The 22956-nt window shown below is 34.8% G+C and carries 20 protein-coding genes and 1 pseudogene; 5 read left to right on the forward strand and 16 right to left on the reverse strand.

Annotated elements, in window-relative coordinates; translation table 11 throughout:
• Positions 1-208: 208 nt before the first annotated feature.
• Positions 209-1561 carry an MFS transporter gene (locus A9G10_RS07100; RefSeq protein WP_065558850.1) on the forward strand — a complete coding sequence of 451 codons (1353 nt, stop codon included), beginning with the start codon at positions 209-211 and terminating at the stop codon, positions 1559-1561.
• A 69-nt stretch (positions 1562-1630) separates the two neighbouring features.
• On the opposite strand, the gene gorA is transcribed toward A9G10_RS07100, so the two are convergent.
• The 10 genes and pseudogenes from gorA to ribH form a co-directional block, all read right to left on the reverse strand.
• Positions 1631-2983: a glutathione-disulfide reductase gene (gene gorA / locus A9G10_RS07105; protein ID WP_065558851.1), complete on the reverse strand. Its 1353-nt coding sequence runs from the start codon at positions 2981-2983 to the stop codon at positions 1631-1633.
• Positions 2984-3414: 431 nt separating this feature from the next.
• Positions 3415-4161 (reverse strand): twin-arginine translocase subunit TatC, encoded by a 747-nt coding sequence (gene tatC / locus A9G10_RS07110; RefSeq protein ID WP_065558852.1) that lies wholly within the window; start codon positions 4159-4161, stop codon positions 3415-3417.
• Between the two features lie 47 nt (positions 4162-4208).
• Positions 4209-4496: pseudogene (gene tatB / locus A9G10_RS07115) on the reverse strand (Sec-independent protein translocase protein TatB); the annotation flags it as partial.
• A 3-nt stretch (positions 4497-4499) separates the two neighbouring features.
• On the reverse strand, positions 4500-4721 hold the full coding sequence (gene tatA / locus A9G10_RS07120; protein ID WP_065558853.1) for a twin-arginine translocase TatA/TatE family subunit: 222 nt from the start codon (positions 4719-4721) through the stop codon (positions 4500-4502).
• A gap of 70 nt (positions 4722-4791) precedes the next feature.
• A complete protein-coding gene (gene ubiB, locus A9G10_RS07125) occupies positions 4792-6333 on the reverse strand; it encodes a ubiquinone biosynthesis regulatory protein kinase UbiB (RefSeq protein ID WP_065558854.1) in 1542 nt (513 codons plus the stop codon).
• A gap of 13 nt (positions 6334-6346) precedes the next feature.
• Positions 6347-7123, reverse strand: coding sequence for a bifunctional demethylmenaquinone methyltransferase/2-methoxy-6-polyprenyl-1,4-benzoquinol methylase UbiE (gene ubiE, locus A9G10_RS07130; RefSeq protein WP_065558855.1), 777 nt, complete (start codon positions 7121-7123; stop codon positions 6347-6349).
• 61 nt (positions 7124-7184) lie between these two features.
• Positions 7185-8120 (reverse strand): multifunctional transcriptional regulator/nicotinamide-nucleotide adenylyltransferase/ribosylnicotinamide kinase NadR, encoded by a 936-nt coding sequence (gene nadR / locus A9G10_RS07135; RefSeq protein ID WP_065558856.1) that lies wholly within the window; start codon positions 8118-8120, stop codon positions 7185-7187.
• Positions 8121-8281: 161 nt separating this feature from the next.
• Positions 8282-9340 (reverse strand): TrmH family RNA methyltransferase, encoded by a 1059-nt coding sequence (locus tag A9G10_RS07140; RefSeq protein WP_065558857.1) that lies wholly within the window; start codon positions 9338-9340, stop codon positions 8282-8284.
• A gap of 21 nt (positions 9341-9361) precedes the next feature.
• Complete coding sequence (nusB, locus tag A9G10_RS07145; protein ID WP_065558858.1) at positions 9362-9781, reverse strand: transcription antitermination factor NusB; 420 nt, start codon at positions 9779-9781, stop codon at positions 9362-9364.
• 4 nt (positions 9782-9785) lie between these two features.
• Positions 9786-10256: a 6,7-dimethyl-8-ribityllumazine synthase gene (ribH, locus tag A9G10_RS07150; protein WP_065558859.1), complete on the reverse strand. Its 471-nt coding sequence runs from the start codon at positions 10254-10256 to the stop codon at positions 9786-9788.
• Positions 10257-10641: 385 nt separating this feature from the next.
• Between ribH and lpcA the strand changes: the two genes are divergently transcribed.
• Positions 10642-11220, forward strand: a complete 579-nt coding sequence (lpcA, locus tag A9G10_RS07155; RefSeq protein WP_065558860.1) for a D-sedoheptulose 7-phosphate isomerase — start codon at positions 10642-10644, stop codon at positions 11218-11220.
• On the forward strand, positions 11221-12000 hold the full coding sequence (locus tag A9G10_RS07160) for a class II glutamine amidotransferase (protein WP_065558861.1): 780 nt from the start codon (positions 11221-11223) through the stop codon (positions 11998-12000).
• Between the two features lie 425 nt (positions 12001-12425).
• On the opposite strand, the gene A9G10_RS07165 is transcribed toward A9G10_RS07160, so the two are convergent.
• From A9G10_RS07165 to pncB, 5 genes are all read right to left on the reverse strand, one after another.
• Positions 12426-12884, reverse strand: a complete 459-nt coding sequence (locus A9G10_RS07165) for a methylglyoxal synthase (RefSeq protein WP_065558862.1) — start codon at positions 12882-12884, stop codon at positions 12426-12428.
• Between the two features lie 134 nt (positions 12885-13018).
• Positions 13019-14161, reverse strand: a complete 1143-nt coding sequence (locus A9G10_RS07170) for a porin (RefSeq protein ID WP_065558863.1) — start codon at positions 14159-14161, stop codon at positions 13019-13021.
• 293 nt (positions 14162-14454) lie between these two features.
• Positions 14455-15594 carry a porin gene (locus tag A9G10_RS07175; protein WP_065558864.1) on the reverse strand — a complete coding sequence of 380 codons (1140 nt, stop codon included), beginning with the start codon at positions 15592-15594 and terminating at the stop codon, positions 14455-14457.
• Between the two features lie 287 nt (positions 15595-15881).
• Positions 15882-17285, reverse strand: coding sequence for an asparagine--tRNA ligase (gene asnS / locus A9G10_RS07180; protein ID WP_065558865.1), 1404 nt, complete (start codon positions 17283-17285; stop codon positions 15882-15884).
• Positions 17286-17447: 162 nt separating this feature from the next.
• On the reverse strand, positions 17448-18641 hold the full coding sequence (pncB, locus tag A9G10_RS07185; RefSeq protein WP_065558866.1) for a nicotinate phosphoribosyltransferase: 1194 nt from the start codon (positions 18639-18641) through the stop codon (positions 17448-17450).
• 250 nt (positions 18642-18891) lie between these two features.
• Here pncB and pepN point away from each other — a divergent pair, with 250 nt between their 5' ends.
• Positions 18892-21528 carry an aminopeptidase N gene (pepN, locus tag A9G10_RS07190; protein ID WP_065558867.1) on the forward strand — a complete coding sequence of 879 codons (2637 nt, stop codon included), beginning with the start codon at positions 18892-18894 and terminating at the stop codon, positions 21526-21528.
• Between the two features lie 137 nt (positions 21529-21665).
• Complete coding sequence (locus tag A9G10_RS07195) at positions 21666-21995, forward strand: rhodanese-like domain-containing protein (RefSeq protein WP_065559023.1); 330 nt, start codon at positions 21666-21668, stop codon at positions 21993-21995.
• A gap of 33 nt (positions 21996-22028) precedes the next feature.
• On the opposite strand, the gene A9G10_RS07200 is transcribed toward A9G10_RS07195, so the two are convergent.
• Positions 22029-22877, reverse strand: a complete 849-nt coding sequence (locus tag A9G10_RS07200; protein WP_143425977.1) for a MetQ/NlpA family ABC transporter substrate-binding protein — start codon at positions 22875-22877, stop codon at positions 22029-22031.
• Between the last annotated feature and the right edge of the window lie 79 nt (positions 22878-22956).

A 22956-nucleotide genomic window follows, 5' to 3' on the forward strand; every position in this document is an offset into this window, starting at 1 on the left:
GTTTATTGATAGTACAACATAAAATAATTAAATGTTTTAATTATTATAAATCAAATGTTCAGTTTTACCGCATTCATTAAATTTTTTTATGATGAAATTAAATACAATTTTTTATGGCAGAATGTGATTTTTATAACAAGATTTAGTTAAAAAAGAGTCATTTTCTTTATTTTCTATTTTATTTTAACCATAAAAATAAGGTTTTTTCATGAGTCAATCTGAAATTAACGCAGAATGGCAGCCTGCTGCAAGGCCATTAAACAGTAAAGATTTAAAAACATTAGTTTTATCTTCTTTGGGGGGAACGTTAGAATTTTATGATTTTGTCATCTATGCCCTGTATATCGATACGATTGTCAAACCTCTATTTTTACCCCATACGTTATCACCTTTAACATTAGATCTTTTTGCATGGGGAATTTTTGCTGCTGGCTACTTGGTTCGCCCTGTTGGCGGTATCATTATGGCTCATTTTGGCGATAAAGTCGGTCGCAAAAAAATGTTCACACTTAGCGTGTCAATGATGGCTTTACCCACATTTATTATTGGTATTTTACCCACCTACGAAACCATTGGAATTTTTGCACCGTTGTTATTATTAGTGATGCGTATGTTGCAAGGAGCAGCCATTGGCGGTGAAATGCCGGGCGCTTGGGTTTTTATTGCTGAACACGTGCCAAAACAACGTTATGGCTTTGGTGTCGGAACCTTAACTTCGGGTATTACTGGGGGTATTTTACTTGGCTTTATTGTGACCATTATTATTGATCTTTGTTTTAGCCACCAAAATATTTTAGATTATGCTTGGCGAATCCCTTTTATTGTTGGTGGTATTTTTGGCATCATTTCGGTTTATTTGCGTCGGTTTTTATCCGAAACCCCTATTTTCAAAGAATTAGCCGCCCGTAAGGCAATTGAAAAAAATATTCCTGTCATTTCGGTGTTAAAAAATCATAAAACGGCGTGTTTGATTGTGGCACTTTTAACTTGGTCATTATCCACTGCAATTATGGTGGGTATTTTAATAACACCAGGGCGTATTGTTGGTGGAATGTACCATTTTGCCAATCTGGATTGGCGAATTGGTGGTTGTATTGCGGCATTAACCTTAACTATCGGTTGTGTTATTTCAGGCTGGTTAGAAGACAAACTGGGGACAACAAAAACAGTGATCATAACATGGGGTGGTTTGGCTGTGATGAGTATCTATTTTTATAGTATTTTATCGCCAACTATTTCACTTACTAAATTATATTTAACTTGGGCAATATTTGGTTTATTTATTGGTGCAATCGCCATGACACCAATCATTGGTACAAGAACTTTTCCACCTGCGATTCGTTATTCGGGTTTGTCGTTTTCTTATAATTTAGCCTACGCTTTGTTTAGCGCAATTACACCAACTTTAACTATTTATCTTTTGAGCCCTGAACATTTATTGGGTCAATATAGTTATCTTGGTGCAGGTATTTATATCTCGTTTGTCGCGTTAATTGCTGTTGCGGTGGGGTTTTATCCGTTAGCAAAAAAAGGTTGGTCAAATAAACCCAATAATAAATAATTCTATCAATAAAAAAGCAGGATGTTGCCTGCTTTTTTTATTCTATTTTGAATCCAGACAAATCGACAATTAACGCATGGTGACAAATTCTTCTGCGGCGGTTGGATGAATGGCTATGGTGTTATCAAAATCTTTTTTGGTTGCGCCCATTTTGAGTGCTACCGCAAAACCTTGTAATATTTCATCCATACCATAACCGATACCATGAATGCCGATAATTTTTTCGTCATCACCAACACAGACTAATTTCATTCGACAAGGTTGACGATGCTGTGTTACGGCTGTATACATCGCAGTAAAAGTTGATTTATAGACTTTAACGTTTTCTTGTCCATATTGTAAAATCGCTTCAGGCTCTGTCAATCCAACAGTACCAATTGCAGGATGCGTAAAGACAACAGTTGGAATATTGTTATAATCTAAATGTTCATCAGGTTTGTTATTAAATAACCGTTCAGATAAGCGACGACCGGCAGCTACAGCAACAGGGGTTAAGGCTGTTGCGCCTGTGTCATCGCCAACCGAGTAAATACCAGCAACATTTGTATTTTGGTACTTGTCTACAACAATAAATCCGTTATCGTTAACCTTGATACCAGCCGCCAGTAAGTTCATATTTTGTGTTGCGGGTTCACGACCAATTGCCCAAATGATACAATCAACAGTATAACTTTCTCCATTTTCAAGGTTTAACGTTAACGAGTTATCACTATTTTTAGTCACTGATTTTGGAATCGCAAACGTGTGGAGTTGTTGACCTTCACTGGCTATCACTTCCATTAAGGTTTCAATGATGAGTGGATCAAAACTGCGTAAAGGTGTCGCTTGGCGTATAAATTGATGAGTTTGAGAACCTAATGAATGTAATACGCTGGCTATTTCACAAGCAATATAGCCTGCCCCCACGACAGCTACACGTTTAGGTAAAGCTTTGAGTGCAAAAAAACCATCAGATGTAATACCATATTCCGCACCAGGAATATTCGGAATACTCGGTTTTCCACCAACGGCTATTAGTATGTGATCGGCGGTATATTGTTCACCATTCACGTCAATGGTGTGAGAATCAACAAATTTAGCATAACCATAAATGACATCGACTTTATTATTGGTTAGTACACGGTCATAAGACTGATGTATTCGGTCGATGTAAGCGTTTCGGCTTGCCAGCAGTTTATCCCAACTAAATTGATTGATAGTCGTATCAAATCCATAATCAGGGCCATAATGATTGATTGCTTCAGCAATTTGAGCGCCATACCACATGATTTTTTTGGGCACACAACCCACGTTGACGCAAGTCCCACCTAAAGATTTTGCTTCGATGATTGCGCATTTTTTGCCATAAGAAGCCGCTCGGTTTACCGATGCTATGCCACCACTTCCACCACCGATTGCAATATAATCATAATGTTTAGTCATTAAATTTCCTTCGTGCTGATTACTAAAATTAGCTATTAGCTTTGCATAAAGTGAAAAATAAAAAAAGTATTTATTTTAAAATTTAACAATAGTTTTTAACGATTAATATCCACAATTAGTAGATTTTTATTTAATAACCTATTTTTCTAATTGGTTAATTTTGACTTATAACTTATTTTACTTTAAATAATTTTTTTAACAGCGTTGTTTTCCAACTATTGTGATAGGGTTTTTAGTAATACATAAATACATCAAAAATTAAGTAATTTTTTAGAGCAATCGTTTTTTGTCGGTATTGGTCGATGCCGCCCTTAGGATCGGTTTGTAGAAAGGACAAGTTATTCAATTGTTGACGTAATTTTATGCCAGCCACAATATTTATATTTTTGAGTTATCTTTGCTTGCATCAAAGTCCGTATTCATTGTGTTTGTTATTCACTATCTTCATCTTCCTCATTTTTACGAGGTTGATAAAAACGGGCGAAAAAGGTGCCAATTTCAAACAGTAAACAAATTGGTATCGCTAATAATATTTGTGAAAACACATCAGGTGGGGTAACAAACATAGCAACGGCAAATACAGCGACAATGATGTAAGGTCTTTTTTTCCTTAGACTTTTTGGTGTGGTCACGCCTGTCCAACAGAGTAATATAATGGCGACAGGGACTTCAAAAGCAAATCCGAATACCACAAACAACGTCATAACGAAATCAAGATATTTGGTGATATCGGTGTTAATTGCCACATCAATTGGTGCAGTGTGGATAAAAAAGTAAAATGCGAGTGGAAATACCACAAAATAAGCAAAAGCAATACCTATATAAAATAGTACTGTGCTTGATATAATCAGTGGCATGACTAAACGTTTTTCATTTTGATATAACGCGGGTGCAACAAATCCCCACACTTGATAAAGTACATAGGGAATAGAGATAAATATCGCCACCACTGCCGTTAATTTAATTGGTGTAAAAAAAGGGGCTGCGATATCAGTTGCAATCATGCTACTACCGGTAGGTAATTGACTAATTAACGGATTAGCAACAATGTGATAAATGTCATTAGAAAAATAGAGCAGACAAACCAGAACTAATAAAATGCAGATAATACAACGTAAAAGTCGAGTTCTAAGTTCAACAAGGTGTCCAATTAAAGGTTGAGATGCGTCGTCTGTCATGATTTGTCTTTATTTGGGGTTTCAATATCGGTTTGGGTTGCTGAATCAATCTCTTTTTGTAACGATTCCGTCACACGTTTTAAATCATCAATCGATTCTTGGATTTCAGGTGTTAAGTTGGTTAAACCACTTTGTTCTGCCTTTTTTAAACTATCTTGTAATTCTTGCAGTTTTAACTCTTTGTTGAGTTCTAGTTGAACAGTTGCCGACATTCGTCGTAATACTTTAATCCAACCTGCAACGGTTTTAATTGCAATAGGCAAACGCTCGGGCCCTAATACAACCAGTCCAATAATTAAAACTAATAATAATTGACCAAAGCTGATATCAAACACAACCTACTCTTTTTTTGTCGTTTGTTCATCGTTAGAGGAATCTACAGTTTCAACTTTATTAGGTTGTTCTGTCGATGTTGTTTTATCATCATCCTCATTCATTGCTTTTTTAAAGCCTTTAATTGATGCACCAAGATCCGAACCTAATGAGCGTAATTTTTTGGTTCCAAACAATAATACAATAACTGCGATTAATATGAGTAATTGAGGCCAACTTGGCATCATGATAATTATCTCCGACGTCATTTGTGATTTTGATTATACACTTAAATTATCAGATTCCCAAATAACTCATTTAATGAATAATCAGCATAGACATAAATAATATAGTTAGTATTCCTATTAAGCTGTATAAAATTCGTTCTCTTTTTTTGCGACACGTTAATTCATGATTAATCTGTTTAATTTGATGATTCATCTGTTTTGTCATGCGTGCGTAATCATTAAGTTTTGCAGGCAGTTCAGGCAAAAGCGTTCGCCATTGTGGTAATGAAGCCCATGCTTGTTGAATAATTGTTTTAGCACTATATTTGTCTTCATACCATTTTTCTAAGAATGGTTTAGCGGTTTGCCATAAGTCGAGTTCTGGATATAGTTGACGCCCCAAACCTTCAATATAAAATAGCGTTTTTTGCAACAAGATTAATTGTGGTTGAATCTCCATTTCAAATCGTCTAGCAACATCAAATAATTTTAGTAAAATTTGTGAGAATGAGATTTCAGCCAACGGTTTTGCAAAAGCAGGCTCGCATACGTTGCGCATTGCCATTTCAAAAGCAATTGGATCGGTAGATTCAGGAACCCAACCCGATGCAATGTAGGTTTCGGCAATTTTGCGATAATCTTGATTAAAAAAAGCAAGAAAATTTTCAGCAAGATAGTGCTGGTCATCTTCTGTTAAAATTCCAATAATAGCGCAATCAATTCCAATATAACGAGGGTTTTGTGGCTCGGTAATGTCAATAAAAATATTGCCCGGATGCATATCGGCATGGAAAAAATTATCTTTGAAAACCTGCGTGAAAAAAGCTTGAACACCTCGTTCAGCAAGTAACTTCATATCAATGTTGTGTTGTTTAAGTGTTTGGATATCACCAATTGGCACACCTTTTATGTGTTCCTCAACTAAGATAGTTTCTCGACAGAGTTCTTGATAGATGTAAGGTATATACAATATGTTGCTATTGATAAAATTGTCACGTAACCGAATGGTATTATAAGCTTCTTGTTGTAAGTCTAACTCTTTCATTAAGGTAAGTTCATAGTCACGTACGATTTCAATAGCTCGTAACTTTGCACCGAACTTAATGCGTTTAGTAAATTGTTTGGCAAGCCAATACATTAAACCAATATCCGCTTTTATGACAGGTATTATGTTAGGACGCAATACTTTAATGACAATTTCAGCTTGGCTGCGTTTTAATATGGCTGTATGAACTTGTGCAATCGATGCCGATGCCAATGGTTGCTCATCAAAATCTGAAAAATAATAATCGATTGGCTGACCTAGTGCTTTTTCGATTAGTTGTTTTGCCACTTTTCCGTCAAAAGGATCAACTTGGTCTTGTAATTTAGCTAAACTGTCTGCAATATCTTTAGAAAGCACATCTCGACGAGTTGATATCATTTGACCAAATTTTATCCAGACCGGCCCAAGCTCTTGCAATGCTTGACGTAATCGCTCGCCAATTTCTTCATGTTTTGCTTTCGGCCTTATCCAAAATAAACATGATATTAAAATTGGTAACCACTTTGAAAATCGGTTAGTTGGCAATAATTCATTTAATTGATATGCACGAAAAACGGTTAATATTTTATAGAGTCTGAAAAATGTCATTATATTTCATCGCTTAAAATTTAAAACCAGTATGTAACGCCACAATACCACCAGTCATATTGTGATATTTGACATCTACAAATCCTGCATCTTCCATCATTTTTTTCAATGTTTTTTGATCAGGATGCATTCGAATTGATTCCGCTAAATAACGGTAACTATCAGCATCATTCGCAATAACTTTGCCCATTAACGGTAACATAGTAAATGAATAAAGATCATAAGCTTTATTTAAAATTGGATATTGCGGTTTGGAAAATTCAAGAATTAATAAACGCCCACCAGGTTTTAATACTCGCCACATGGATTGTAACGCTTTATTTTTGTCAGTCACATTACGTAGACCAAAAGAGATGGTAATACAGTCAAAAAAATTGTCAGCAAAAGGTAACTCTTCAGCGTTAGCTTGTACATATTCAATATTTTTAAATAATCCTTTGTCACGAAGCTTTTCGCGTCCAACTTTTAACATGGATTCATTGATATCAGCGAGCACCACTAATCCGTCATCGCCAATTAATTGTGAGAATTTTGCAGTTAAATCTCCAGTGCCACCAGCAAGATCTAATACTTTTTGACCTTTACGCACACTGCTATATTCAATGGTAATTTTTTTCCAAATACGATGAATACCAAATGACATTAAATCATTCATTACATCATATTTGTCGGCAACGGAATGAAAGACATCCGCAACACGTTTAACTTTATCTTGTTTTAAAACTTGCGTAAAACCAAAATCTATTTTTTCTTGATTATCGTTATTTTGTTTGTCAGAAGATTGAGACATAAAATTTACCCATCACAAAGATTTAGGCTATTTTAGCATAAGCCAGAATAAAAGTGATGAACTAAATCAACAACCTTTCGACCATATTGGATACGGTTTCAAAATATTCTAATGATGAGAGTTTTGGGTCAAAATCTTTTTCATGGATGACTAAATCAAAATGATAATTTTCTTTTAATGCGTTTAAAACTTGATGTTCTTTATCAAACACTTGCTGATAATAATCTGCTAACGTATCAAAATCGATTGAAGCAAACAGTAATTTATTAGCCTGTACTTCAGCACTCGATATCCGTTCAACATGTAACATTGCAATTTTAAGGTAATCAGCCTCACTTAAATAACGCTTATTATGTGAGTTTGTTAATTCCCGTTCGATATAATTAATATAGCCGTTTGATACATATTGCGTGTTGTAAATATTAGCGAGCTGTATTGGAAGTTCTTTAAATATTCCTTGTCCTATAATCGCCACTTTTCTGACAAAAAAAGGCTTGGCAGCTTGTGCTATAAAAGACCAATTTTGGTAGGGTTTTTCGCGTATTTGAGTAGCACTAATATTCATAAAGTTGCGATCAGCATCAATAATCATTGCTGGGCAACCGAAATAAAGCTCATGATTTTTTACATCTTGAGGTTCACTGGTAAATATAACCGTTGGTTTGATTTTATATTCATTCAAAATAAGTTTGACACGATCACTCCAGTCTTTCCACCCATTTGGATAAGATTGGATTCCAGCTTCATCTAAAACATGAATATGAATATTATGACGGTCTTTGAAGGTTTCTTTCAACCATGTGAATCGGTCACTGACTTTAGGTTGTTTTGATAAATGGCTTTTGTCAAACAGTTGTTGATCACGTGATGGTTCACAGCCAAGAAAAATATGTAATTCATTGACCTGACTCATCGATTTTTCAATTAAATATATATGTCCACTATGTAGAGGATAAAACTTACCAAAAATTAAACCAACTTTATGTTTAGACTCCATACCACTTACCAATGCATTTAAAACTTGTTAACAATCTACAGAAAAAATATTCATTTTCTAACCAATTGATGCTATTTAACATATACCCTATTTTATCAAATACCATTAACCTTTATTGGCATTAATGTTTTGAGCAAAAATAAAGTAATCATATTTTTTAATTATAATGTTGATAATAAGATACCTGTAGCAACAGAAATATTTAGTGCCGCCATATTATCATTACCGTGTAAATGTACAACTACATCTGCACATTCTACCAGTTTTCGATTAATTTGTTGAAAAATAACGATAGCAACCTTTTTATTGAATTTAATTTGGTGTATTTCACTCGATTTGATTGACTTAACCGGGCATGGTAATAAAGCAACAATCTGATAATCATGTTGTTTTAATCGTTCAAGCGAAGCAACAAAGTCATCACTCTTTATTGGCTCAATCGCTTCGATTCCCCCTTCGGCAATACGCATTGCTGCGCCACTATTGAGTAAATTAGTCTGACGCAATATGACACCGTTTACACCATAAAATGCGGCACTTCGAATAATTCCACCTAAGTTATGGGGATTATTTACATCATCAATTGCTAATACACAATCTTGGTTTTTGCCACTATTTTTTTCGAGGTAATCGAATAATGTAAGTGGTATACGTTTTTTAACAATTAAACAGATCCCACCATGATGCTCCGTTTGGGTTATTTTCGTAATTTGATCAACCGATACGACATCATAGCCTAAACGTTGATTGACTAACCAGCTAATTAAATCTTTAAACTGATAGGTCATATCTTGAGTAATAAATAATTTGACGATTGCTGAACGTCGATGTTTGAAAACAGCTTTACAACTGTTTTCACTATAAACGAGGGTTTCTTCTTTACGTTGACGATATTCATCATAACCATAAGTAGGCGTTTGCTCATTATCACGAACTTTTTTCTGCCATGGGGAATCATGCTCGACAAATTGACCATACTTAAAATTTGATTCTAAATTATGATTGAGTTTTTCTGTCCCTGTTTTATTGGTTTTAGGTTTAAATACTTCAATACGGTCATTTACTGATTGTCTAATTTTAGTTTTAGACTGAAATGAATCTTTTTTAAAATTGTCTTTACGACCCGTCATTTTCTGCTGAGTTGAGCGAGAACGTTTCTGAGTTTCACTGTTCTTCGCATAAAAAATGGTTGGTTTATTTTTTTCAGAATTGTTGTTCATTTCAATCTCACTTTTGGTCAGTTATCGTGTACGAATGGTTGGAGCTATTTTATCTAATACACCGTTAACAAATTTGTGGCTATCAGCAGCACCAAACGTTTTTGTTAGATCGATTGCTTCATTAATCACGACTTTGTACGGTACATCTTGGCGTTTGGTTAATTCATATAGCGCAATTCGCAATATTGCTAATTCAATTAGACCTAGCTCTTCAACTGTACGTTCAGTGAGGTATGGCGCCATTTTATCATCTAACTCTGCTGTATTTTTACCCACCCCATTTAAGAGTTCTCGAAAATACTTGGAGTCAACGCCTTTCATATCTTGTTCTGCAATAAAACTGGTCTCAACATCGGCAAGATCATTTCGGGAAACTTGCCAAGAGTATATTGCTTGTACCGCACACTCTCTTGCTCGACGACGAGGATTGACTGATGCCACTAACTTACTCCTTAATTGCTTTAATAACGTTTAGCATTTCAAGCGCAGTTAATGCTGCTTCAGCACCTTTATTACCCGCTTTTGTGCCTGCACGTTCAATAGCTTGTTCTATAGATTCAGTTGTTAAAATACCAAATCCAACTGGGATCGAATAATCTAGGCTTGCACTTAATAAACCAGAACTTGATTCGCCAGCAACAAAATCAAAATGCGCCGTACTACCTCGAATCACGGTTCCTAATGCAACTATTGCATCATATTTTTTAGATTGTGCTGCAACTTTTGCCGCTAGTGGGATCTCATAAGCACCTGGTACCCAAATGACTGTAATGTTTTTATCATCGACTTGCCCAATACGTTTTAATGCATCGGTAGCGCCATTAACAAGACTATCATTTATAAAATGATTAAAACGTGCCACAATAATGACAACTTTTGCTTTAGGTGCGATAACTTTAGCTTCAATAGTTTGCATACTAATTCCTTATCAATTGATTTTTAAATGCAATTTCACTATCTTTATTCGTGAAAAAATAACTGCCAAATTGTATCACAAACTGCAGACTTCGCCTATTAGCAAATAGCGCTACGAGCAAGATCTTTACATCAAATATCTAAAAATAAGACTGTACTATTTTTAAAAATAATTTAATTAAGCTTATGTGGTAAATAATCAATTTAGAATAATTGATATTTTAAGAATGATTACTCATTTTAGTTTTTTATTTTCAAGGCGATGTTTTAATTAACCTGACATAAAAAATAAAAAAATGGATAAGAATTAAAATTATTTTTTAGTACTTGCAAGCTATTTTGAAAGAATTACAATGGTGGCTAAATTTTTTATGAGGGTAAGATTAATGTATATTGATAATATTCGAAATGAGTTAAATGAAGCAGCTGATGTGTTAAATAAATTTATTTCAGATGATAAAAACTTACAACATATTCAGCAAGCGGCTATATTACTGGCTGATTCGTTCAAACATGGTGGTAAAGTGCTATCATGTGGGAATGGCGGTTCTCACTGTGATGCTATGCATTTTGCAGAAGAGTTAACCGGACGTTATCGCAACAATCGCCCTGCTTATCCGGCAATAGCGATATCCGATGTCAGTCATATTTCGTGTGTGGGTAATGATTTTGGGTTTGATTCGATTTTTTCTCGGTATATCGAGGGTGTAGGTCAAAAAGGTGATGTTTTACTAGGTATTTCTACCTCGGGTAACTCTGCTAATGTGCTAAAAGCAATTGAAGCAGCAAAACAAAAAGGGATGAAAGTAATTACGTTAACCGGTAAAGATGGCGGTAAAATGCATGGTCTTGCTGATGTGGATATTCGAGTCCCCCATTTTGGTTATGCTGATCGTGTTCAAGAAATTCATATTAAAGTAATTCATATTTTAATCATGTTAATCGAAAAAGAGATGAGCAAGTAAATGTGCGAATTATTGGGCATGAGTGCGAATGTGCCAACAGATATCTGTTTTAGTTTCACCAGTTTAGTCAAACGTGGTGGTGATAAGGGTCCGCATAAAGATGGGTGGGGTATTACTTTTTATGAAGGTAAGGGATGCCGTACATTCAAAGATCCTGAACCTTGCAGTTATTCGCCTATTGCCAAACTTGTTCAACAGTATCCAATAAAGTCAAAAGCAGTCATCGCCCATATTCGCCAAGCAAATCGAGGAGGCGTAGCACTTGAAAATACGCATCCTTTTACGCGTGAGTTATGGGGAAAAAATTGGACTTTTGCCCATAATGGGCAGCTAACAGGTTATGAAGATCTTGATATGGGGATATTTGAACCTGTAGGTCTTACTGATAGTGAATATGCATTTTGTTATCTCATTAATCAACTTCACAAGAAATATCCACAAAAACCCAGTAAAGATCTGGAAGTATTCAGCTATATTAAGCAATGCGCTGACAAACTCAGCCAACTTGGGATATTTAATATGTTACTCTCTGACGGTCAATATGTTTTTGCTTATTGTTCAACTGACTTACATTGGATAACACGTAAAGCACCTTTCGGAAAAGCAAAACTGCTTGACGAAGATGTTGAAATTGATTTTCAAAAACATACTACGCCTAATGATATCGTCACTATCATTTCAACGTTGCCACTAACTTCTAATGAAACATGGTACAAGCTGAATACAGGTGAAGCAATTTTATTTAACAAAGGGGAAATTAACCCGTTTTCTTCATTTTAACTCATAATATTGAAACTTCATTTTAAATTGATACTATAGAAAGTAGATAATTATCATTTCGATTAGTATTAAAACTATTAAAATTGGATATAAAATCGGATTTTTATATCAAGCAACTTATATAAAGAAACGGCGATATATATAAGCCAACAAACTTCCCTATAGCCAATTCGAATTAGTTCAATCCCGCGTAATAGTTTTATTTTTAAATTACTCTATTTTGTTGTTCAACATTCACTTACAGGCTTGGCAATAAAAATACCTCAATTAAACAATGCCATTAAAAGTAGTAATACCGATAATGTTTTTGTAATATTAATAATCATAATCCCAAAAGACATCAACAATAAAGCCGACATGATAGCCCCTTTTCTGTGGCAATATTTGCTCTGTCTGTTATGTAGTCTTTGGGATTATAGTAATAATTATTTTAACCTTTCAGCTAAATAACCTTGATAGTCAGGAATTTCAATTTCTATTTCTTGCGTAAAAATGGAGGATTGAATCAGTGCATTAGCGGTTGCTTGATTAGTCGCAACCGGAATATTCCAGACCGTTGATAAACGAAGTAAAGCTTTGACATCAGGATCGTGTGGTACCGCATTAAGCGGATCCCAAAAAAAGATAAGAATATCAATTTTTCCTTCGGCAATTAATGCGCCTATTTGTTGATCACCACCCATAGGGCCACTAAGCATAGGTGTAATATTCAGACCTGTCTCTTGTTTAATTAATGTTCCAGTGGTTCCCGTACCACATAAATGATGATGAGAAAGCTCTTCTCGATTTTTTTTACACCAATTTAATAATGAATCTTTTAAATGGTCATGTGCGACTAAAGCAATATTTTTTTTGGCAGCTAATTGACGAGTGGTATAACGCATAATGTTGTCCTAATCTATTATTATCGCTGATGTTTTTAACAGAGTATCTATTAAAATTCAAGTTTTATTTGATTAAATTAGGGACAATAAAAAAGGCACCGAAGTGCCTTTTAAAAATATCAAATCGCAATTAATTAGAATTGATAAATTAAACCAAGTGCAACAGTATCTTTTGTTGTCGCTTTGATTTCTGATTTGCTAAATGTGCTGCTATCATATAATGCACGACGTGCACCGATATCATCTTTATCTAACAAGTTGATTTTATAATCTACAATAGCTTGTAAGTTTTTGTTAAATGCATAAGTTAAACCAACATCAACATATTTAACAAGGTCATTACCTTTAAGACCTGCATCACCTGATAAGCTTGAAGCATCTTTAACTTTGTGTTGGATATAAGCAACAGATGGAGTTAAACGACCAATATCGAAGTCGATTCCGTATTGAGCAACAATTTCAATACCTTTGGTTTTTAAGTCATCTGCATTGTGGTTAGATGATGCATTATCCCAACCATATTTTTGTTTGCCTTGAATATATAGCGCAGCTAAATAAACATTGTCATTGTCGTATTTGATACCTGCTGACCATGCTTTAGCATTTTTGTGACCACTAGTTTGAGTGTAACCAGCACCAACAGATAAACCAGTATCAAGCACATCCCAATCGATAACAGAACCCCATGCTTCCGCACTATCATGACCGTTATTACGATTCACCGCATTGAAATGACTAGTTGAGCTGTTATCACCGTTATCAGCATATTGAACAGCAAAGCGTAAACCATCAACTAAACCGAAGAGATCAGTATTACGATAAGTTGCTACAGCTTTAGTACGTGCAGATAATGCATAAAGATCATTATTTGAAGCATCACCACCAAATTCAGGTAAAACGTCAGTATAAGAAGTTAAAGTTTTTAGCACACCGTCATTACGACCATAATCGAATGAACCAAAATCACCAAAATTCAAACCAGCAAATGCATAACGAGTTTCGTTATCCGCATCTTTACCAGTTTTCGCTTCGTATTCCCAACGTCCGTAACCAGATAACCAGTCAGTAACTTGAGTTTGACCTGACATACCTAAACGTGCAGTCGTTTTATCACCTTCGCCTGTTTGGTTGTTTCGATCAGTAATATAGTTTAATGCATAAACTCGACCATAAAAATCGACTTTATTGCCGTCTTTATTCCACACTTCAATAGAAGCGTTTGCAGTACCTGCAATTAAAAGAGCAGGAATAGCGATTGCTAATAGATTACGTTTCATTTTGTTACCCTCATAGGTATTTATATTTTTAAAGATGCAAATTACTTTGCTCTCGGTTAATAAATAACTGCAAAATTAAGCAATTATATTATTACTGTGATATCTTGTATTAGATATAAGATTTCTGCTTACATTGCAGATAAACAATGCAAATAAGTAAATTTCTACGAAATTTAGTTTATTTTAGTACCTACAATAAATTTTTTTAAGCATAAAATGTTTTTTTGGGCGGGAATAAATTCAAAAGGCGATAAAAAAGACACCTAAGTGTCTTTTTTATAATTTGCGAAGAATTAGAATTGGTAGATTAAACCAACACCTAACACATCTTTTGTACCTGGAGTATTCGCTTTCTTATGACCACGATTATTAGTCGTATTCATCGCTGCACCAATGTCTTTATGGTCAAGTAGATTAAATTTATATTCTACGATAGCGCTGAAATTTTTGTTAAGATCATAAGTTGCACCTAAAGATACGTATTTAGCCATAGGTGAGCTATGAGATCCTGAACGGTAATGCGCTTTATTATCACCATCATAACCACTTGTTAGTTTATGTTGAACATAAGCTAAAGAAGGAGTTAAACGACCAACATCTAATTCAATGCCATATTGAGCAACTAATTCGATACCTTTAACTTTTTCATCTGCAATATGACCTTTATGATCGATATAACGATTTTTTAACTTGCTTTGGAAATAGTTAGCAGCTAAATATAAATTATAGTTATCGTATTTAATACCAGTAGCCCAAGTATTGTGACGTTGATCACTTGAAGTTGATTGAGCATAACCAATACCTGCAGTTAAACCTGTGTCAAAAATGTTCCATTGAACGTTTGTACCCCAAGCTTCTCTTGATTCACCACGAATATTATCTTTAGTAAGTGAGTTATCACCATTATCAGCATATTGTACTGCAAAGCTGATATCATCATTTAAACCAAAGAAGTTATTGTTACGGTAAGTTGCTACAGCTTTAGTACGAGCAGAAAGCACGTTCCAATTGTTGTTTGCAGCGTCACCACCAAATTCTGGTAATACGTCAGTATATGCAGTAATTGCTTTTAATACGCCATCATTACGACCATAATCAAATGAACCGAAGTCACCAAAATTTAATCCAGCAAATGCATAACGAACTTCACTATGACCAGGTTTTTGATCATCTTTTCCAGATTTAGCTTCATATTCCCAACGACCATAACCAGATAACCAATCTGTGATTTGGGTTTGACCTGACATACCTAAACGAGCAGAAGTATCATCGCCTTCACCTGCTTGACCACGATCAGTGATGTGGTTAGCTGCTTTTACACGACCATAAAAGTCAACTTTATTACCATCTTTATTCCAAACTTCAATAGATGCATTTGCGCTAGCTGCAACTAAAAGTGCAGGAATAGCGATTGCTAATAGATTACGTTTCATTTCTTACCCTCATGGTTATTTATTAAAAGACACTATCTAAAAAGTTTAGTGCCTATTTTTGTACAATGATTATTCATCCAAAAATAATATTACTATTATTTTCTTCCACTTTTTACAGTAGTGTAAATTATGTATAAAAATTTTTTAAAAGCAAGTGAACTTTTCGTTAATTTTGATGTCTAACCCCAAAATCGAAACCGTTTGATTATAATTTATACATATTTGCTAATTATCACTAATTTGCGTTTTATCATAAACATCTAAAAATGTTTGTTTATTTATACCAGTTAAAAATTTGCATTTCGTGGCGTTCTTGGGAATGGAATAACATCTCTTACGTTTTGTACGCCAGTGACATAAACGATTAAGCGCTCAAATCCAAGACCAAATCCAGAATGAGGAACAGTACCATATCGACGTAAATCACGGTACCACCAATAATCTTCTTTTTTAAGACCCATTTCGTCCATGCGCTTATCTAACATATCTAAACGTTCTTCACGTTGCGATCCGCCAATGATTTCGCCGATGCCTGGCGCTAACACATCCATTGCAGCAACCGTTTTACCATCGTCATTCATACGCATATAAAATGCTTTAATATCTTTTGGATAATTTTTAACAACAACAGGCGCTTTAAAATGCTGTTCAGCTAAATAACGTTCATGTTCTGACGCTAAATCAATTCCCCAACTAACAGGATTTTCAAATTTGGCATCACAGTTTTGTAAAATAGTAATGGCATCGGTGTAATCAACTTGAGCAAAATCTGCATTAATAAAGTTTTCTAAACGATTGATTGCTTCTTTATCAATATGCTGAGCAAAAAATTGCATATCATCAGCACGTTTTTCAAGCACGGTTTTAAAGACATACTTCAACATATCTTCTGCAAGTTTTGCATTATCATTTAAATCAGCAAACGCAACTTCAGGCTCCATCATCCAAAATTCAGCTAAATGACGCGTTGTATTGGAATTTTCAGCTCTAAATGTTGGCCCAAAGGTATAAACTTTAGACAATGCACAAGCGTACGTTTCTGCATTTAATTGCCCTGATACCGTTAAAAAAGCTTCTTTTCCAAAAAAATCTTTATCAAAATCGACTTTCCCTTTGTCTGTTTTAGGTAGATTTAACATATCAAGGGTGGAGACACGGAACATTTCACCTGCACCTTCAGTATCTGATGCGGTAATAATTGGCGTAGAAAGCCAAAAAAAGCCTCGCTCATCAAAAAATTGGTGAATGGCTTGCGCTAATGTATGACGTACACGAGTAATCGCGCCAACAATGTTGGTTCTTGCTCTTAAATGAGCGACTTCTCTTAAATATTCAATTGAGTGACGTTTAGCAGCCATTGGGTACGTTTCAGGATCATCAACAAAGCCATAAACCTCAACTTGTGTTGCTTGTAGCTCGTATTTTTGTCCTTGTCCCGGAGATTCAACAACTTTACCCGTTACTTTAACTGAACAACCTGCCGTTAACCGTAAAATATCTTGTTCATAATTTGGTAGATCTTTTTCTATAACAGCTTGAATGGGATCAAAGCACGAACCATCATAAACAGCTAGAAATGAAATACCGGCTTTCGAATCACGGCGCGTTCTTACCCAGCCTTGAACAGAAATAGTGCTACCAACAGCAATTTTGCCTTGTAACACATCAACAATAGGAGCAACTGAATTCATTTTAATTATCCATCTCTATATTAATTAAGTTAATAAGTATTAAAAATAATACAAGTATATTCTAAATGCCACTTAGTTACCTAACTTTAGTCTAAGTTGGCATTAAATTAAATTTTTAAATAAGACATTTATAATTTGATTTACGTTTTTATAAAAATAAGTTTAATGATTAACATTAAACGTTCTTTTTAATTCATTAATAAAAGCTAAATCTTGCGATATTGTCTTACCTGGACTGTCTGACAATTTTGCAACAGACTGATTATTACATTGCGTCAACTTCAATACGATATTTAAGGCTTTGGTATTTGCTTTAGTAGACGGAATATCACACGCCAAAAAGCCCCCGATACCAAAAGATAATTTCACTCGATGATGAAAATGTTGATAAATCTTTATTGCTTTGTCAAAAGTTAAACTATCGGAAAATACTAACATTTTTGTTTTAGGATCAATCCCTAATTGTTGGTAATGGGCAATCGCCTTTTCACCCCATTCAATCGAATCTCCCGAATCATGACGTAATCCTTGATAGTGATTAGCGAAATAAGCATCAAAATCACGCAAAAATGCATCCATGGTAATACAGTCTGTTAGGGCTACCCCCAAATCTTGAGGATATTCCTCTAACCAAACCTTAAGCGCTGTTTTTTGGCAATCTTGCAAAGTTGGCGTTAATCGTTGATGAGCTTGGAACCATTCATGTGCTTGAGTACCAACAGGGGTAAGTCCTAGTCGATAAGCTAGTAAATAATTACTGGTACTATGAAAATTGTCAAAATGGTTTTTTAGATAATCGACAACAGCAAATTGTACAGCAAATGAGTAACGTCTTCGGGTTCCAAAATCCATTAAATTAAAGCCCGACATATCCATATTTTCAGTTTGCTCGTTAAATCTAGCTAATTTATTTTTGAGTTGCGCTAAAGCTTCTGGAACACCAATATTGGGAGAACGATCTTTATGTGCAATTTCGCTGATGATAGCCAATAATGGGACTTCCCATAAAATTACATCCAACCACTTTCCTTCAATCCTGATATCAAGTCTTCCTTCTCGATTAGTTATCGTCAATAATTGACTATTAAAACGCCAATTCTTGAGCCAGTTTAAATAATCAGATTTAAAAAAGGAGATACCGGATAGATAATTAAATTCATCATCAGAGAGGGTTAATGATTCCATTAATTTGACTTGAAGTTTTATTTCTTCAGCATATTGACCTAATAAATCATCACTCCTACAACGAAACTCCGCAACGACGGTGGTATCTGGGTAATGATGAAAAACGGCTTGCTGCATATGCAACTTATAAGCATCAGTATCTAAGATTGATGTAATTATAGCTGGTAACATGTCTTTTGGTTGTTAATACTCTAAAAAAATTCTAGAGATTATAGCAGAATAATAATTAAGATATAGATTAAATATATTATAACCTAACTGCATTAGGCTATAATACTGATAACAAACCAAGTTAAAAAATATAACCTAACTATAATCATAAGAATTTTTTAAACATCATCAATAACGATAAGTGCAGTTGCGAAAATCATGCAATTTTATCGAATTTGATTTAAGTATAAAAATAAAAGGCTCAATAACTATGACGACAAATAATACCAAAACACAACCAACTGCAAAATATCGATTGGATTATAAAGCACCCGATTTTACCATTACGGATATCGATCTTGATTTTAACTTATCCGCACAAATCACAACAGTCACGGCGCGTAGTCATATTATACAAAAAAATGCTAAAGCCTCAGACTTAGTTTTAGATGGAGAAGACTTAACATTAATCGCTATCAATATCGATGAACAGCCTTGGCAGGATTATCACATTACCGACTCAGGCATTATTATTCATAATGTTCCATCAGATGAATTTACACTAACCATCGTCAATGAAATAAAACCAATTGATAATACTGCGCTTGAAGGATTGTATGTTTCAGGAGAAGCACTTTGTACACAATGTGAAGCTGAAGGGTTTCGACACATCACTTATTATTTAGACAGACCCGATGTCTTAGCTCGTTTTTCAACCCGGATTACCGCTAATAAACAACAATACCCTTATCTGCTTTCTAATGGTAATCGCATTGCACAAGGAGAACTGTCAGACGGTCGTCATTGGGTACAATGGCAAGATCCGTTTCCTAAACCCGCCTACTTGTTTGCATTAGTTGCCGGAGATTTTGATATTCTTAAAGATCAGTTTATGACTCGTTCAAACCGTAAAGTTGATCTGGAGATTTATGTTGATAAAGGCAATTTAGACCGTTCACATTGGGCAATGACCAGTTTAAAAAATGCTATGCGCTGGGATGAAACACGTTTTGGATTAGAATATGACTTAGATATTTTTATGATTGTTGCCGTTGACTTTTTTAATATGGGCGCTATGGAAAATAAAGGTCTAAATATTTTCAACTCAAAATATGTCCTTGCCAAACCAGAAACGGCTACTGATGATGATTATTTGGGTATTGAAGGTGTGATTGGTCACGAATATTTCCATAATTGGACAGGCAATCGTGTTACTTGTCGTGATTGGTTTCAACTTAGCCTAAAAGAAGGTTTGACGGTTTTTCGTGATCAAGAGTTCAGCGCAGATATGGGCTCTCGAGCCGTTAAGCGAATTGATGATGTTAAAATTTTGCGTAGTGTCCAATTTGCTGAAGATGCAAGTCCGATGTCGCATCCTATTCGTCCTGATCAAGTCATCGAAATGAATAATTTCTATACGGTAACTGTGTACGAAAAAGGGGCTGAAGTGATACGGATGATGCATACCTTGTTAGGTGAAGATAAGTTTCAAGCTGGCATGAAACTCTATTTTGAACGTCATGACGGAAGTGCAGCAACTTGCGATGACTTTGTCGCTGCGATGCAAGATGCTTCAGGCATTGATTTAACACAATTCAAATTATGGTACAGCCAATCCGGTACACCAGAATTAACCATTACAGATAGCTATGATGAAAAAAGCAAACAATATTATTTAACTATCGAACAAAACACGCCTGCAACCCTCGATCAAGCAGAAAAGAAAGCTTTGCATATACCTGTTGATATTGAATTATATCAACATAACGGCGAAATCATTAAACTTGAGCATAACCAACTGCCCATTCATCACGTTTTAAATTTAACACAAGCAAAACAACAATTTGTTTTTGATAACGTGAATGAAAAACCGATTATTTCATTATTACGTGATTTTTCTGCACCGGTAAAAATGACCTATGATTATCAAGATAGTGATTTGATTTTCTTGATGCAACATGCAACCAATGCGTTTAGTCGTTATGATGCTGCGCAAATGCTATTAATTAAATATATCCGGTCAAATGTTAAAAATTATCAGGATAATCATCAACTAAGCCTTCCTGACACCGTTATTGATGCATTTAGAGCAATATTATTATCAGAATCAACTGATCCCTCTCTTATTGCCCAAATCATCACTTTACCTTCGGAAAATGAATTAGCCAATTTATTTAGCGTTGTTGACCCAATAGCCATATATCAAGTCCGGCTGTTTTTATTAACGTGTTTTGGTAATGCACTCTATGATGAATTAACCGCAGTTTACCGTCACAATAAAGTCGAAAATTATCGGATTAAACATGAAGATATTGCTAAACGCTCATTAAAAAATGCCTGTTTAATGCTTTTAGCCCATGCCGATGAGAAATCACAAGCAAATCATCTGGTTCATCAACAATATTATCAAGCAGATAATATGACGGATACCATCGCTGCATTAACGGTTGCTGTTAAAGCTCAGCTTGATTGTCATCAAGAACTTCTAGCCGATTTTGATAATAAATGGCATCAAGATGGATTAGTGATGGATAAGTGGTTAGCTTTAAATGCATCGAGTCCAGAAAAAAATGTACTTTCAACGGTGAAAAAACTTTTAACGCACCGATCCTTTTCACTCAGTAATCCCAATCGGATTCGCGCTTTAATCGGCGCTTTTGTTAATAATAATCCTGTAGCTTTCCATGCAACTGATGGTAGTGGATATCAATTTTTAGTCGAAATATTAATGGAATTAAATCAAAAAAATCCGCAAGTTGCGGCAAGATTGATCGATCCATTAATAAGATTAAAACGTTATGACCAACGACGTCAGCAACAAATGCGTCAAGCACTTGAAACCTTATTAAAACTGGATCATTTATCAAAAGACTTATATGAAAAAATTAGCAAAGCTTTAGCTGCATAACACTCAACACATCATCCTGTTTTCCTCGAACAGGATGATGTTAAAATTATTTGAAACTTGATATGTTTTTGCTTTATATTCAGACACAAATAAAATATCCAACTTTTTACCATTACTTAACAATATTAAAAATCATGATCAACATAAAATCTATTACACCGACAGAAGTTGCAGAAAAATTAAATCAGAAACATCCTCTATTTTTACTTGATGTACGTGAATCTAACGAAGTAGCCATATGCCGCCTTGAAAATTCCGTCCATATTCCAATGAATCTTATCCCACTTTATTTAGATAAAATACCCGATGAAATCGATATTGTACTTTACTGTCACCACGGAGTTCGGAGCCTTAATGTTGCCAATTATTTAGCTGAAAATGGTTTTGATACTGATTATCTTTATAATCTTAGTGGTGGGATTGATGCTTGGGCATTAACCGTTGATACGCAAATGCCAAGATATTAAATGCCCGCCTTTACAACGGGCACATTTTGGATTTTATTCTTGTGGCATCACCCAATAACCATTTTGATTGTGAGCTTGCATATAATCCTTAAATTGTTGGGATTGATAAATACGTTTAACATCCTGCGCCCATTGGCTGTTTTCATTACCTTCATTCACCACAACCATAATTTCTAAATCGGGGACAATGGTTTCCAAAAGCAATGCTTTGCTTGAATCAATGTTGGCCGAATAAACTATACTCCCCGGAATGACAGCAAAATCAAGCTCATTAAGAACTCTTGGAATATTTGCCGAATCCATTTCGATAATATCGATACCCACTAAGTTTTCAGCAATATCATTTTTACTCGCTAAAATGGGATTAGTATTCGCTTTCAATTTAATCCATCCTGCTTTTTCGAGTAAATTATAAGAACGTGCAGCATTTGAAGCATCTTGAGGAATTGCCACTTTAGCTCCAGAAAAAACCTTATCTAATGATAGATACTTATTAGAGAAAATCGCCGCGGGTACCGATGGCACATGCACAACTGGCTTTAAATTAGCTTTGCGTTGGGCATTAAATACATTCATATAAGCAGTATGCTGTGCAACGGTTAAATCAATGCTTCCTTCACTCAATGCCACATCTGATTCTAATAAATGTGGAAAATTAACCAATTTAACTTTATATCCTTCTGATTCAAGAATAGGTTTTACCGCATCTCTAAAAAGATCATTATACGGGCCGGGTGATACCCCCATACTAATCTCTTTTTTGGTTTGATTATTAGCTTGTTTTGAGGAATTATCACAAGCGCTCATTAAACATGCAGAACTAAATAAAGCCACAATAGCAATATGTTGTAAAAATTTATGTTTGATAAAACCATTTTTCATTTGAGTTACCCTTTATCGGCTATCGACATTTGTTTTACTCTAGCACAGAAATAATGGTTTATTTATTCCAAGTTATTCT

The organism is Gilliamella sp. wkB308 (genome assembly GCF_001690185.1).
In the GTDB taxonomy this organism is placed as follows: domain Bacteria; phylum Pseudomonadota; class Gammaproteobacteria; order Enterobacterales; family Orbaceae; genus Gilliamella; species Gilliamella apicola_I.

What these genes read in the sequence shown, in the direction of transcription:
- pepN (WP_065558867.1), top strand. Translation starts at nt 18,892, where the DNA reads ATGACGACAAATAATACCAAAACACAACCAACTGCAAAATATCGATTG.
- gorA (WP_065558851.1), bottom strand. Translation starts at nt 2,983, where the DNA reads ATGACTAAACATTATGATTATATTGCAATCGGTGGTGGAAGTGGTGGC.
- tatC (WP_065558852.1), bottom strand. Translation starts at nt 4,161, where the DNA reads ATGACAGACGACGCATCTCAACCTTTAATTGGACACCTTGTTGAACTT.
- A9G10_RS07170 (WP_065558863.1), bottom strand. Translation starts at nt 14,161, where the DNA reads ATGAAACGTAATCTATTAGCAATCGCTATTCCTGCTCTTTTAATTGCA.
- pncB (WP_065558866.1), bottom strand. Translation starts at nt 18,641, where the DNA reads ATGTTACCAGCTATAATTACATCAATCTTAGATACTGATGCTTATAAG.
- lpcA (WP_065558860.1), top strand. Translation starts at nt 10,642, where the DNA reads ATGTATATTGATAATATTCGAAATGAGTTAAATGAAGCAGCTGATGTG.
- A9G10_RS07175 (WP_065558864.1), bottom strand. Translation starts at nt 15,594, where the DNA reads ATGAAACGTAATCTATTAGCAATCGCTATTCCTGCACTTTTAGTTGCA.
- A9G10_RS07200 (WP_143425977.1), bottom strand. Translation starts at nt 22,877, where the DNA reads ATGAAAAATGGTTTTATCAAACATAAATTTTTACAACATATTGCTATT.
- tatA (WP_065558853.1), bottom strand. Translation starts at nt 4,721, where the DNA reads ATGATGCCAAGTTGGCCTCAATTACTCATATTAATCGCAGTTATTGTA.
- ubiB (WP_065558854.1), bottom strand. Translation starts at nt 6,333, where the DNA reads ATGACATTTTTCAGACTCTATAAAATATTAACCGTTTTTCGTGCATAT.
- nadR (WP_065558856.1), bottom strand. Translation starts at nt 8,120, where the DNA reads ATGGAGTCTAAACATAAAGTTGGTTTAATTTTTGGTAAGTTTTATCCT.
- ribH (WP_065558859.1), bottom strand. Translation starts at nt 10,256, where the DNA reads ATGCAAACTATTGAAGCTAAAGTTATCGCACCTAAAGCAAAAGTTGTC.
- A9G10_RS07140 (WP_065558857.1), bottom strand. Translation starts at nt 9,340, where the DNA reads ATGAACAACAATTCTGAAAAAAATAAACCAACCATTTTTTATGCGAAG.
- A9G10_RS07165 (WP_065558862.1), bottom strand. Translation starts at nt 12,884, where the DNA reads ATGCGTTATACCACTCGTCAATTAGCTGCCAAAAAAAATATTGCTTTA.
- ubiE (WP_065558855.1), bottom strand. Translation starts at nt 7,123, where the DNA reads ATGTCTCAATCTTCTGACAAACAAAATAACGATAATCAAGAAAAAATA.
- A9G10_RS07160 (WP_065558861.1), top strand. Translation starts at nt 11,221, where the DNA reads ATGTGCGAATTATTGGGCATGAGTGCGAATGTGCCAACAGATATCTGT.
- A9G10_RS07100 (WP_065558850.1), top strand. Translation starts at nt 209, where the DNA reads ATGAGTCAATCTGAAATTAACGCAGAATGGCAGCCTGCTGCAAGGCCA.
- asnS (WP_065558865.1), bottom strand. Translation starts at nt 17,285, where the DNA reads ATGAATTCAGTTGCTCCTATTGTTGATGTGTTACAAGGCAAAATTGCT.